Genomic DNA, 12,973 nt, shown 5'->3' with positions numbered 1-12,973 from the left:
GCGTTGGCGCGGCAGGACCGGGCGGTCAACGCGGGAGAGAACGCAGCCGGACATCGCCGGCTGCGTGTTTGCGGGAGGCTTTTGGCGTGATCCGCGGCCTCACTCGCCCGGCATCGATCCGTTGCCGTGCCCGGACATGCCTCCCGAGACTTCCTCGGTCGACTCCTCGGCCAGCTCCTCCGGCAGCACCAGGTTCAGCACGATGGCGATGAAGGCCGCCGGCAGCAGCCCGGAGGTCATCAGGATGCGGAGCGTGTCCGGGAGATACTGCACCGCCTTCGGCTCGAGCTGCAGGCCGAGGCCGACGGAAAGCGCAATGGCGAAGATCACCATGTTGCGCCGGTTCCAGTGCACGTCGCTCAGCATCGAGATGCCGGCCGCGACCACCATGCCGAACATGACGATCACGCCGCCGCCCAGCACCTCGATCGGGATGGTGCGGATGATCGCGCCCACTTTCGGCACCAGCCCGCAGACGATCAGGAAAATCGCGCCGTAGGTCACCACGTGCCGGCTCATCACGCCGGTCATCGCCACGAGGCCCACATTCTGGCTGAAGGAGGTGTTCGGCAGGGCGCCGAAGAAGCCGGCCACCGCGGTTCCGATACCGTCGGCATAGGTCGCGCCCTGGATCTCCTTGTCCGTCGCTTCGCGTCCGGCGCCGCCCTTGGTGATGCCGGACACGTCACCGACCGTCTCCACCGCGGAGACGAAGGCCATCAGGCAGAAGCCGATGATCGCGGCGGCGGAGAACTCGACGCCGTATTTGAACGGCTGCGGCAGGGCGAAGAAGGCCGCACGCTCCCAGGATCCGCCGATCGCCGACAACGGCAGCATGCCGATGGCGATGGCATAGACATAGCCAACCAGGAGACCGATCAGGACAGCGGAGATCGAGAGCATCCCACGGGCGAAGAACTTGAGGCCGAGGGTCACCAGGATGACGATGACCGCGGCGGACCAGTTCATGAGCGAGCCGTATTCCGGCTTGTCCATCGCGGGGACCCCGCCGGCGGCGTACTGGATGCCGACCTTGACCAGGGCGAGGCCGATCAGCGTGACGACGAGGCCGGTCACCAGCGGCGGCAAAGCAAAGCGGATGCGCCCGATCACCGTGCCGAGCAGGGCATGGAAGATGCCGCCGACGATGACGCCGGTGAAGAGCGCGGCGAGCCCGTCGACGCCCTTGCCCGCGACCAGCGGGATCATGATCGGCAGGAAGGCGAAAGAGGTGCCCTGCACCACCGGAAGCTTCGCGCCCACCGGTCCGAGCGAGATGGTCTGCAGCAGGGTCGCGATGCCGGCGAAGACCATCGACATCTGGATCATGTAGAGCAGTTCCGGGAAGTCCGGCGAATTGGAGCCGAAGCCGAAGCCGGCGGCGCCGGCGACGATGATCGCGGGCGTCACGTTCGAGACGAACATTGCCAACACATGCTGGATCCCGAGTGGGACGGCCTTGGCGGGCGGCGGTGTATAGTCCGGATCACGAAGCTGATCGGGCGTGCCGATCGAAGAACTGGTCATAGGCAGGTCCCCCGTTCATTAGAGTGAACTTCCCCCCGGCCGCGTCTCTTACCGCCCAACTCACCTTCTCCGAGCATGGGCGGCCCGCGCGATCACCTAAAAATTTCCGTAACACAGTTTCCGGGGAAAGAGAATTCACCGCGTGAGGTGTTACCTGCCGATTAACGGGGCAGTGAAGACCTGCCCGAACTTGGCCGCAAAACGCCCGCGATCACTTTGACCGTCATTCGGCCGCACTCCAGGAATTCGCCTATGTCGCGTAGGGGCCCTTGCGGGCATTTCTCAAGCTCGCTTGGCCGTTTCGGTCCGAAGCGGTTCAGATCCGTCATAAAGAAGCATGCCGCCCGGATCGCCTTCTGATAGAATATTATAGTGTGCTATTTGCTTTTCTTTAACTCAAATGCCCGACATTCCGCGTCGCATCTTCATTGGAATTGTGGACCGTAGAATGAGTCTTGCACGTCAGATCCTGCTCCTTGCCCTGATTCCTGCATTGTTTGCCCTCGTGATTGTTGGTGGCCTGTCCGTCTACGAGTCGAGCAACACATTGCGGCACGAGGCGGAGGAACGCTTGGGCGCTATCGATGAAATCCGCCGACAGCAGCTCTCCGATTATCTGCAGAACATTCGCGATGACCTGCAACTCTATGCAGGCAGTCCCCTCACCGCCCAGGCGGCAAAGGATTTTGCCGCCGCCTGGCAGGATCTCGGCGGTGATCAGCGCGCGACACTTCAGAAGCTGTACATCACGGATAATCCCAATCCGACCGGGCAGAAGGAGAAGCTGGACGATGCCGGCGACGGCTCCGTCTATTCGTCCCTGCACCGCACGTATCATCCGGTCTTCCGCGAGCTTCTGCAGAAGCGCGGATATTATGACGTCTTCATTTTCGATATGTCCGGGGATCTGGTTTACAGCGTCTACAAGGAGCTCGACTACGCCACGAACATGAACACCGGCCAGTGGAAGGAGACCGATCTCGCCAATGCTTTCCGAGCAGGAGCGAAAAAAATCGACACGGCCGATCACAGTTTCTTCGATTTCCGTCCGTATGCACCGAGTTACGACGCGCCGGCGAGCTTCATTTCGGCCCCCATCGTGGAGAACGGAAAGACGATCGGGGTCCTGTCCTTCCAGATGCCGGTCGACCGGCTGAACGAGCTGCTTTCGAATCAGGAAGGGCTCGGCGAAACCGGAGAAATCATGGTTATCGGCCAGGATTTTCTCGTCCGCAACGACACCACGCTCAACAAAGACGCGATCCTCAAACGCAAGGTCGAGAACGACGCCATCCGCGCCGCTTTTGCCGGAGAATCAGGAATTCATGAAATCGAGACCGGGAACGGCAAGTATATGGCTCATTCCGCCCCGCTTGACTTCCTGGGTACGAGATACGCGTTTCTGGCGATCGAATCGAAGGACGAGATCTTCGCCCCGATCCAGGAAATGCTGCTCACTATTCTGATCGAGATGGCAGTGATCGGCGCCGGCATCTCGGTCGCCGGCTTCTATTTTGGCAACCGTCTTGCCCGACCGATCTCGGAACTCACGCAGGTCCAGGTCGATCTCGCCGGAGGCAATCTCGATGCCTGGGTTCCGGACTACAAATCCCCCAAGGAAGTGGCCGAACTCAGCCAGGCGCTCTACAAACTGAAGCAGGAAAGCCGTGCAGCCGAGAAATATCGCGAGGAGCAGGAGCACTTCCGCATCGAAACGCGTCAGAAGCAGCGCGCCACTATCATGGGGCTCGCCGACAATTTCGAGAGCGCGGTCGGCAGCGTCATTGATGCCCTCTCCTCCTCGGCGACCGAGCTATCGGCCACATCCACCGAGGTCAGCAACACGGCGAACCGGACCGCGTCGCGCTCTGCCTCTGTCCGCGATTCCGCCAATGAGGCCGGGCACGACATCGAATCCGTGACCAACTCCGTCGACGAGGTCAATCAGGCGGTGAACGAAGTCGCGACCAAGGTCGCCGAAACCTCTGCCCTGACGAGCCGGGCCGCCGAACAGGCCGCCGATGCCGCGGAAAAGGTGAACGCCCTGAACGCGGCCAGCGCGAAGATCAACGACATCGTATCGCTGATCGCCGATATCGCCGAGCAGACCAACCTTCTGGCGCTGAACGCGACGATCGAGGCGGCCCGCGCCGGCGATGCGGGCAAGGGCTTCGCGGTGGTTGCTTCCGAAGTGAAGAACCTCGCCTCGCAAACCCAGAACGCGACCGAAGAGATTCGCCAGCAGGTGTCCGGCATGCTCTCCGAGATCGAATCCTCGACCAAAGCCGTCTCCGTCATTACCGAGGCGGCGACGGAGACCAACATGACGATGTCGGCAATTTCAGCAGCGGTCGAGCAGCAGGCCGCGACCACCAGTTCCGTCGCGCATTCGGCCCGCAACGCGCTCGACAAGATCCGCTCCGTGGTCGAGGAGATCAACGCCGTAGCCGACGATGCCATGGGGACCGGCGCGGCGACGGAAGAGCTCCAGGCCTCGGCGGACGAGCTCTCCCGCAATTGCAACCTGCTGACGGGCGAGACCAACAAGTTCATCTCGCATATCCGCGAAGACAGGGAAGAGGAACCCGCCGAAGCCGCCTGACGGACGGCATTGTCGGTCAGGACCGGTTCGCGCCGTCGCCCGACTAACGAAGGATGGGCCCCGCAGTAACGGGGCCTTTTCTTTGAATGGGGGATGAACGCGTTCAGACGGTACCGGACAAAAGGCGCGACCGCAGCAGAGAATTGGCACCCCATAGGGAACCAAAAGGCGCATCAGGTGTTATAATTGGATCATCCCGTCACCCTGAAGGGACCGCGCCATGACCATTCTCCGATTGATCCTGACCATTCTGCTCCCGCCGCTCGGGGTCTTCCTGACGGTCGGGATCGGCGGACATTTCTGGCTGAACATCCTGCTCACGCTCCTCGGCTACATACCCGGTATCGTCCACGGAGTGTGGGTGATCGCGAAACGCTCGTGAACGCCGCCCGGAATCTCTCGGCGGTCTTTCTCACCCTCGGCCTGCTCGCATTCTGTCTTTCCGGAACGGCCGCGGCACAGGAGAAGCCCACCGCCGACGGCGAGATTTCCCCCTCGCCCCAATCGGTCGCGGTCTCTCCCGTGGCCCGCGACGACCAGATCGCCGGCAGGATCGAGAATATTCTCGACGCTACGGGCTGGTACCGCGGTATAGGGGTCAGCGCATCCGACGGCGTGGTCTTTCTCGACGGCGACACGAGCACGGACGAGCGCCGGGCCTGGGCACGCGAGCTAGCATCTAAGACCGAGGATGTGGTCGCGGTGGTCAACCGGATTACCGTCACCCCGGACGTCGACTGGAGCTTCCAGCCCGCTCTCAGGGAGATCGAGTCCCTTTTGCGAAGGGGCTTTGCGAGCCTGCCGCTGATCGCGCTCGCGATCGTCATCCTGCCTCTCGCCTTCTATGCGGCAAAGCTTGTCGCCACCTTGGTCGAGCGCCTGCTGGGCCGGCAGGTCGAATCCCTGTTCCTGCGCGGGATCGTCGCGCGTGTCGCTGCGATCCCGGTCTTCCTGATCGGGCTTTATATCGTTCTCCAGGTCGCGGGCCTGACCCAACTCGCGCTCTCGATCCTCGGCGGCGCCGGGGTCGCCGGCATCATCATCGGCTTCGCCTTCCGGGACATCGCGGAAAACTTCCTCGCCAGCCTGCTGCTCAGCATTCGCCAGCCCTTCCGTCGCGGCGACTATATCTCCGTCGGCGACCAGCAAGGTACGGTGCAGAGCATGAACACCCGCAGCACCCTCCTGCTCTCGATGGAAGGCAATCACATCCAGATCCCGAACGCGGTAATCTTCAAAAGCACGATCGTCAATTACAGCGCGGCCGCGGCCCGCCAGGAATATCTCCAGGTCGGTATCGGCTACGACGTCTCGGTCGCGCATGCCCAGGAGATCATCCGTAAGGTCCTCGTGGAGCATGAAGCCGTGCTCTCGGAGCCCGAGGAGCCGCTCGTGCTGGTCGACTCGCTTGGCGCCGCGACGGTCAATCTCCGCGCCTATTTCTGGTTCGACGGCCACGCCTACTCGGTGTTCAAGGTCCGCTCGGCCCTGCTGCGCCTCGTGAAGAAGGCCCTGATCGAGGCGGATATCTCGATGCCGGACGAGGCCCGCGAAGTGGTGTTCCCGCAAGGCGTCCCGGTGATCGGAATGAGCAGCGCCCCGTCGGGAGCGCCTGCGCCCGTTCAGGTGGTCCCGGCAGAGGAGTCCGGTGCAGCGGTCACGGAGTCCGAGGGCGAGTTGGAAAACGAGACCGAAACCCTCGAGCGCCACGCCGCCACCGCCGACATCCCGGAAGCCGGCGAGGATCTGTTGTCGGAAGAGAAGCGCACGCCATAGCGGCGCGCGTTCCGGCTGGAATCCGGCTTGTCAGACGATGAGGAAACTCTCGGTCCCGAGCTGGGAGGGCGCGACCCCGATCAGCGTGACGGAGTTGCCGGCGCCGAGATCGACGACAGCATTGCCCGCGCCGTCAGAGGTGATGCGGGTCAGCAAGTCGGCCGCGCCGGAGACGCCGGACCCGTTGATCCCCGTCCTCACGCCGAAGATGTCCGCGCCGACGACAAAGTCGACGATCACGTCGATACCATCCCCGTCGCCGAAGCGGAACAGGTCATTACCGTCTCCACCCACAAGCGTGTCGGCCCCGGAGCCGCCGGAGAGCGTGTCCGCCCCGAGATTGCCGCAAAGGGAATCGTCGCCGGCTCCGCCATCGAGCACATCGCGGCCCTGCCCGCCCCAGAGCGTGTCGGCGCCGTCATTGGCCAAGAGGGAATCCGCGCCGAGATTGCCGTAGAGGAGGTCGTTGCCGGCGCCGCCATAGAGCCGGTCGTCGCCGAGATTTCCGCAGAGCGTGTCCGCGTCCATGTTGCCATAGACCAGGTCCGCATCCTGGCCGGAATAGATCCAGTCCGCGTCCTGCCCGCCATAGATCGTATCCTGGCCGGTATTGCCGTAGATGACGTCCAGGCCCTGATTGCCGTAGATCAGGTCGGCACCCTCCTGTCCTCGCAGAAGATCGTTGCCCGCACCACCGGAGATCGTGTCGTCTCCCGCATGACCGGAAACCGTGTCGTTGCCGCCGAACACCTTGATCGTGTCCGCAGTCGACCCTCCATGGATGAGATCGTTCCCCGCCGAGCCGGAAAGTATCCCATCGCCGCCCGACGCCGGAGTGGCAGGCAGCGTCAGAACCACGTCGTTACCGGTCCCGCCGGCATAGCTGATCGTGTAGGTGGCGCCGCCGGCAGTGAGCGATGCGCCTTCCGCCAGGCCGGAGAACGTGCCGGTGACCGCGTCGGCATCGTCATTGTCGATCAGCACGTAGGTCGCGCCGGCGGCCGGGATGTCCGCGACGGTCAGGGTCAGGGTGGCGCCCGAGATGTTGACCGTCCCGGTGACCGCGATCTGGTCGTAAAGCGTGCCCGCCGTCGTGCCGTTGATCTCCATGCTGGCGGTCGAGCCCGCGGCGAGGGTCAGGTTACCGGTCGAGATCCTGCCCGGACTGTCGCCCGGCGCGATCGTGCCGCCGTTCTGAACCGTGACCGCGGTCGAGAAGGTGCTGGTTCCGCCGAGGGTGGCGCCGGAGGCGACCGTATAGGTCCCGCCTCCGGCGATCGTGCCGGTGCCGCTGATCGTGCCGGAGAAGTTGGTCGATGCGGAGTCCGTGAGGGTGAGCGTCCCGCTGCCGATATTGAGCGTGCCGCTGCCGGTCAGGCTGCCGATGGTCTCGCTCGTCCCATTCAGATCGAGTGTCGCGCCGGACGACACGGTGACGGCGCCCGCATCCGCCAGCGCGTTGCCGCCGGAGACCTGCAGGGTGCCGCCGTTGACCGTGGTCCCGCCCGAATAGGTGTTCGTCCCGCTCAGGACGACAGTGCCGGTCCCGCTCTTCGTCAGGCTCCCGGTGCCGGTGATCGCGTTGTCGATGGTGGTCGCGCCGGTCACCGTCAGGCCGCCGCCATTCAGAGCCACGTTGCCTGTACCGAGATTGCCGTCGGCCGAGACGGAGAGCGTGCCGCCGCTGACCGTCGTGGTGCCCGAATAGGTGTTCGTCCCGCTCAGGGTCAGCGTGCTGGCGCCCGTCTTGGTCAGGTTCCCGGCGCCGGACACCACGCCGCTCATGGTGACGTCGGCGCCGACATTGATAGTCCCGTTCGACGCCCCGAGCGCGATCGCATTGTTGATCGTCGTCGCGCCGGTCACCGCGAGCGTCCCACCGTTGAGCGTCACCGTGCCGGCGCTCAGATTACCGTCCGCCGCAACCGACAGCGTGCCCTGGCTGACGGTCATGGAGCCCGAAGCGGTGTTGTTTCCGGAAAGCGTCAGAGTGCCGGTGCCGGTCTTGGCCAGCACGTTCGTCCCGTCGTCCGTCACAGTCCCGCTGACGGTGACGTTGTTGGCCCCGGTATCGATCGTGGCCGTATTCTCAATCTCTATGTTCGAGGTGTAGGAAGCGCTGGTCGTGAACTTGAGGGTCGAGTTGCCCTCAATATCGATCAGGGGCGCCGAGGTCGTCGTCCCGATCTCGGTGGTCGTGCCGCCGAGGATCCATACCCTGCTCGTCCCGCTGATCGAGCCGTTCAGAGTGGCGGTTCCGCCGCCTGCCGTCTGAAGGATGAATGAGCCGCTGGAGAAAGAAACCCCGGAATTGAGCGTCAGCGTCTGTCCGGCGCTAATATCGAAGTAGAGGTGCGAGTCCGAGACCAGATCCGAGCCGCCGATCGTCAGCGAACTTGTCGTTCCGGTAAAACTGAAGCTCGTGGCGGCGCCGTTCGTGAAGGTCGGCGAGGCCGCGAGGGTGATCGTGCCGCCCGCCCCGAGATTGCTGAAACGCACGATTTGATCGACAGCCGCCGCCGCCGCCCGGAGCGTTCCTGCACTCGCGTCACCAAGCGTACTCGTGACGTTCACGATGAGCAGGCCTGGCCAGCGCTCGGCCCGTTCCGGGTCGAGGATAGGCGGCAGATCGCCCGGCGACATGCCCGCCGACACGTCCAGCGTCCAGTTACCGCCGCGTGCGGCGGCGCCAGTCGGCGTGCTCGACGCAACCACCGGCGCGTCCAGCGCAAGGGATAGCGCAGCGACGAACCGCTGACCGATGTCGCCCTGTCCGACGGAACAGCCGTAGAGAACCAGTGGGCGACCGGCGAGCGCCCGCTTCAGGCCGTCGGTCCCCCGTCTGTCGCGCGCCAGCGTCTCCAGGCCGAGCTTTCCCGCGGCGAGCTCCAGCATGCCAGGCTGGCCATGGCAGAACAGATGAACAGAAGAGACCCGCTCCCCGAAGCTGCGAACTGACCGCTCTAGCGCCCGGAGCGCGCCGCCCTCCCGGTCAAGCCGCACGACCGCCGGCCTTCCGGTCAGAGCGTCGGTCAGAAGCGCGGGCGCAGGGAGCCCGGCATCGATAAGGACCAGAGCCGTGTCACGGCAATCGGAATCACCCCCGCAGCGATCCGGGCGCCGAACGTAACTTGAGGGTGCCGAACCGCAAACTTCTTTGTGATCTGAAATGAAAATCCTAAATGCGCCTTAAAATAGGGCCAGTTTGTTCGCGCCAGACATTAATCGAATAATCTCAAAAACGCTGTTGGAATGATTGGAAATTCCAAAAAGGACAATTTGGAAATTGGAAGCCCGAAAATCGCCGGGCGAGGCTCTTTAACCGCCGCCCTGCAGTGCCAAAATTTCGATGTGGGAAGCATCCAATTATTCTTCTTCGCCGTACCGATTTCGCCGAAGATGGCAAGATTGGCAGGCTCCGCCAATCCGCCCGTCAGTCCGCTGCGGGACAGGCCGAAAGACATCGAATCTTTGAAAAGACGAAAGAATGCACAACAAGCATCTGCCCGAGTCCGAACCTTTCGGTGCCGTGATCGGGATCGCGCCCGGCGGAGTGGACGCCTATTCCTCGGATTACGAGACGGTGGACAATGCGGAGCTGCCGACACGGCAGCACTACAGAAGCGTGATGGACGGCACCTATCTCGGCCACAAATGGCAGTGCGTCGAGTTCGCCCGACGCTGGCTGTACCATAACAAGGGCTATGTCTTCGAGGACATCGCCATGGCTTACGACATCTTCCAGTTGCGGGAGGTCAAGGTCATTGCCGACGGCAGCAGGATGCCGCTCCGCTCCTTCCGGAACGGGTCGGTGCGCGCGCCGGAAGTCGGTGGCCTTATGATCTGGAAGGAAGGCGGCTTCTTCGACGTGACCGGCCATGTCGCCGTCATCACCGAGGTCCTGGCCGACCGGGTCCGGATCGCAGAGCAGAATGTCGATCACAAGGCCTGGCCGGCCGGGCAGGACTGGGCGCGGGAACTGCCGATGCGCGTCGATGCGGAGGGCGGCCACTGGGTCGACTGCACTTACGATGACGGCGAGGTGCTGGGCTGGGTTCTACAGACGGAAGACGCGACCGGCGCAGAGGCCTACCGGGAGGTTCCGCCGGAGGTTTTCCGCCCGGTCATGCGGGAACTCCGACAATCGGGCGCAGGAGAGGACGGCTGGCTCGACACCTCCGACCCGGCAGAGGCCGCCTATATCGAAATGATGGGCGGCTGCAAACTTGCGACCGACGAGGCCGACGGGCGGAAATATATCTGCATCAGCGAGACGGCGCATAACGAGATCCGCCGCGCGACGAACGAACTGCACCGCATGTTCCTGCACGCGACCAATCTGGTGCTGAACGACGAGAAGCTGCTGCGGAAATTCAACCTGCCGCCGGCGATCTGGCCGAGAATCCAGAAATCCTGGAGCAACCGGCGCAACGAGATGATCACCGGCCGCTTCGACTTCTCGCTCTCCGAGCGCGGCCTGAAGGTCTACGAATACAACGCGGATTCAGCCTCCTGCCACATGGAGACCGGTCTGGTTCAGGGCCGCTGGGCCGAGCATTTCGGCTGCACCGACGGCTGGTGCCCGGGCGAGGACCTGCTCGAGAACCTGAAGCAAGCCTGGGAAGAGGCCGAGGTCGGCGACATCCTCCACATCATGCAGGACCGCGATCTCGAGGAGACCTACCACGCGCTCTTCATACAGAAATCGATGGATGCGGCGGGCATCCGCAGCAAGATCATAAAGGGCACGTCCGGCATGACATGGGACGACGAGGGCTGGGTCTGCGACGCGGACGGCGTGCGCATCAAATGGGTCTGGAAATCCTGGGCCTGGGAGACCGCGCTCGACCAGATCCGCCACGATCTCGAGGACGATGCCGAGGATCTCGAGCTGCACCGGACGATCGACCGCAAGACCCAGAAACCACGTCTGGTCGACGTGCTTCTGCGCGAGGAGGTCATGGTGTTCGAGCCACTCTGGACCCTGATCCCGAGCAACAAGGCAATCCTGCCGGTCCTCTCCTCAATGTACCCGGAGAACCGCTACCTGCTCGACTCCAGCTTCGAACTCACCGACAGCATCGCCCGGAAAGGCTACGTGTTGAAGCCGATCGTCGGGCGCTGCGGCCACAACATCGCGATCTATGACCGCGACGAGAATCTGGTCTCCGCGACCGAGGGCAATTTCGAGGAGCAGGACCAGATCTACCAGGAACTCTTCCCGCTGCCGAAACTGGACGGGAAATATGTCCAGATCGGCACCTTCTCGGTCGGCGGGAGCTATGGCGGCGCCTGCGTGCGCGTCGATCCGTCGCCGATCCTGACGACGAACAGCGATATCCTGCCGCTGCGCGTGCTACCCGACGACGAGCTTTGACGGAGGCTGCGCGGGGCTCAGGGCTCCGTGCGCCCGCCTGACTCACGATCGCGCTCGTAATGCCGCGCCAGCGGGAACGGCGGCAGCCAGGCCTCGCGCCGGATGGTCCAGAGTTCGTAGGTCGGTGTGAATTGATCCGGCGCATCCAGGCTTCCGAGATTCACTTCGATCTCGTCGCCGCTCCGCCCGAAGACGGTCGAGCCGCAGTCCGGACAAAAATGCCGCCCCCGAAAGTCGCGTGTCTCGCCCTCCACCGACACCGCATCCGCGGGAAAGATCGCGGAGGCGTGAAACAGCGCTCCGTGATGTTTGCGGCAATCGAGGCAATGGCACATGCCGACCCTGTAGGGCTGTCCGGATGCTGCAATCCGGACCTTGCCGCAGAGGCACCCGCCGGTAACGCGATCCATGCTGTTCCTCCCTTGAACGCGAGTGGTCAGACTGGGTGAACCCGACAGCTTCGGGACACCGACAGACAGCGTAAGCCGGGATGCCGAGACGGCCGGTTCCACGTCGTGAAAATGAACCCTGCTCTTTAAACCTTGTCTTCGGCCCGGATCCCCAGATCCAGGCAAAAGAGAGAAAGGTCTCATTTGAGAAGAATTACGAATACCAGTTCACAAAGCTTCCGGATTCACTATCTACATCCTCTCTGATTGACCCAACAGGTTATCAACTGGGAGGCAACGAATGAAAATCCTCAAAACGCTCGCCCTGGGCGTCGCATTCACCATGGCTGCTGGCTTTGCTCATGCCGCCGAGAAGGACTACGTCCTCAATACCGCGTCGACCGGCGGCACCTATCACCCGGTCGGAACTGCGATTTCCACGCTCACCAAAGTCAAGCTGCTGCCGAAGGAAAAGTTCTCGCTGACCGCGGTCAATTCCGCCGGCTCCGGCGCGAATGTGCAGGCGCTCGGCGCCGGCACCGCCGATTTCGCGATCCTGCAGGGCCTGTTCGGCGCCTACGCGAAGACCGGCACCGGCCCGATCTCCGAGCCGCAGAAGAACATCCGTTCGATCAGCATGCTGTGGCAGAACATCGAGCACTTCGTCGTGCCGACCGATCTCGCGAAGACCGGCACGATGGACGACATCGTCGCCCTCAAGGGGCAGCCGGCCGGCATGGGCGGTCAGAGCTCCGGCACGATCGGCTCCAATCGGGTCCTGCTCGCCGGGCTCGGTCTCGACATGGATAAGGACTTCAACCTGATGTATGCGGGCTACGGCCCGACCGGCGCGGCCCTGGCCAACGGTCAGATCTCGGCCGCCGGCATCCCCGGCGGCACGCCCGTCGGTGCCATCACCCAGCTGATGGCCGCCAACGAAGGCAAGTTCACGATCCTCGACGTCACGCCGGAGCAGGCCGTCAAGATGGACGGCGACCGCAAGCTCTGGGTCCCGTACACCATCCCGGCCGGAACCTATCCGGGTCAGACCAAAGATATTCAGACCGTCGCGCAGCCGAACTTCCTCGCGGTCAACGACACGGTCGACGAGAACCATGTCTACATGCTGACCAAAACGATGTTCGAGAACCTGCCCTTCCTGCAGGCGATCCATCCGGCCACCAAGGCCATGGCGCTGGATAAGGCGCTTGCCGGTCTGCCGGTGCCCCTGCATCCGGGCGCCCAGCGCTTCTACGAAGAGGCCGGTCTGACCATTCCGGACCATCTCAAGGCCCAGTAAGC

The 12,973-nt window shown here is 63.4% G+C and carries 9 protein-coding genes; 5 read left to right on the top strand and 4 right to left on the bottom strand.

Going from position 1 to position 12,973, the window contains the following annotated elements:
- Positions 1-99 precede the first annotated feature (99 nt).
- Complete coding sequence (locus IG122_RS18095; protein ID WP_193186991.1) at positions 100-1,527, bottom strand: uracil-xanthine permease family protein; 1,428 nt, start codon at positions 1,525-1,527, stop codon at positions 100-102.
- 448 nt (positions 1,528-1,975) lie between these two features.
- On the opposite strand from IG122_RS18095, the gene IG122_RS18090 reads away from it, so the two are divergent.
- From IG122_RS18090 to IG122_RS18080, 3 genes are all read left to right on the top strand, one after another.
- Positions 1,976-4,129, top strand: a complete 2,154-nt coding sequence (locus tag IG122_RS18090) for a methyl-accepting chemotaxis protein (RefSeq protein ID WP_193186988.1) — start codon at positions 1,976-1,978, stop codon at positions 4,127-4,129.
- A gap of 220 nt (positions 4,130-4,349) precedes the next feature.
- On the top strand, positions 4,350-4,511 hold the full coding sequence (locus IG122_RS18085; protein WP_193186984.1) for a YqaE/Pmp3 family membrane protein: 162 nt from the start codon (positions 4,350-4,352) through the stop codon (positions 4,509-4,511).
- Positions 4,508-5,905, top strand: a complete 1,398-nt coding sequence (locus IG122_RS18080) for a mechanosensitive ion channel family protein (protein ID WP_319024924.1) — start codon at positions 4,508-4,510, stop codon at positions 5,903-5,905. The genes IG122_RS18085 and IG122_RS18080 overlap by 4 nt, the downstream gene beginning before the upstream one ends.
- Positions 5,906-5,935: 30 nt before the next feature.
- Here the strand turns inward: IG122_RS18080 and IG122_RS18075 are convergent, their stop codons facing one another.
- Both IG122_RS18075 and IG122_RS18070 read right to left on the bottom strand, forming a co-directional pair.
- Positions 5,936-8,971 carry a DUF4347 domain-containing protein gene (locus tag IG122_RS18075; protein ID WP_319024932.1) on the bottom strand — a complete coding sequence of 1,012 codons (3,036 nt, stop codon included), beginning with the start codon at positions 8,969-8,971 and terminating at the stop codon, positions 5,936-5,938.
- Positions 8,972-9,126: 155 nt separating this feature from the next.
- Positions 9,127-9,369: a hypothetical protein gene (locus tag IG122_RS18070; RefSeq protein WP_193186978.1), complete on the bottom strand. Its 243-nt coding sequence runs from the start codon at positions 9,367-9,369 to the stop codon at positions 9,127-9,129.
- Between the two features lie 23 nt (positions 9,370-9,392).
- Here IG122_RS18070 and gss point away from each other — a divergent pair, with 23 nt between their 5' ends.
- The gene (gss, locus tag IG122_RS18065) at positions 9,393-11,282 is read left to right on the top strand and encodes a bifunctional glutathionylspermidine amidase/synthase (protein WP_193186975.1); all 1,890 of its coding nucleotides are present in this window, start codon (positions 9,393-9,395) and stop codon (positions 11,280-11,282) included.
- Positions 11,283-11,299: 17 nt separating this feature from the next.
- Here the strand turns inward: gss and IG122_RS18060 are convergent, their stop codons facing one another.
- Positions 11,300-11,692 (bottom strand): GFA family protein, encoded by a 393-nt coding sequence (locus IG122_RS18060; protein WP_193186972.1) that lies wholly within the window; start codon positions 11,690-11,692, stop codon positions 11,300-11,302.
- Positions 11,693-11,972: 280 nt separating this feature from the next.
- Here IG122_RS18060 and IG122_RS18055 point away from each other — a divergent pair, with 280 nt between their 5' ends.
- Positions 11,973-12,971, top strand: coding sequence for a TAXI family TRAP transporter solute-binding subunit (locus tag IG122_RS18055; protein WP_193186969.1), 999 nt, complete (start codon positions 11,973-11,975; stop codon positions 12,969-12,971).
- The last annotated feature ends 2 nt before the right edge of the window (positions 12,972-12,973 follow it).

The sequence above is a fragment of the Nisaea sediminum genome, assembly GCF_014904705.1.
GTDB lineage: Bacteria > Pseudomonadota > Alphaproteobacteria > Thalassobaculales > Thalassobaculaceae > Nisaea > Nisaea sediminum.
Note: the sequence above shows the minus strand (reverse complement) of the source record. Positions and strands in the feature narration are given on the sequence as shown.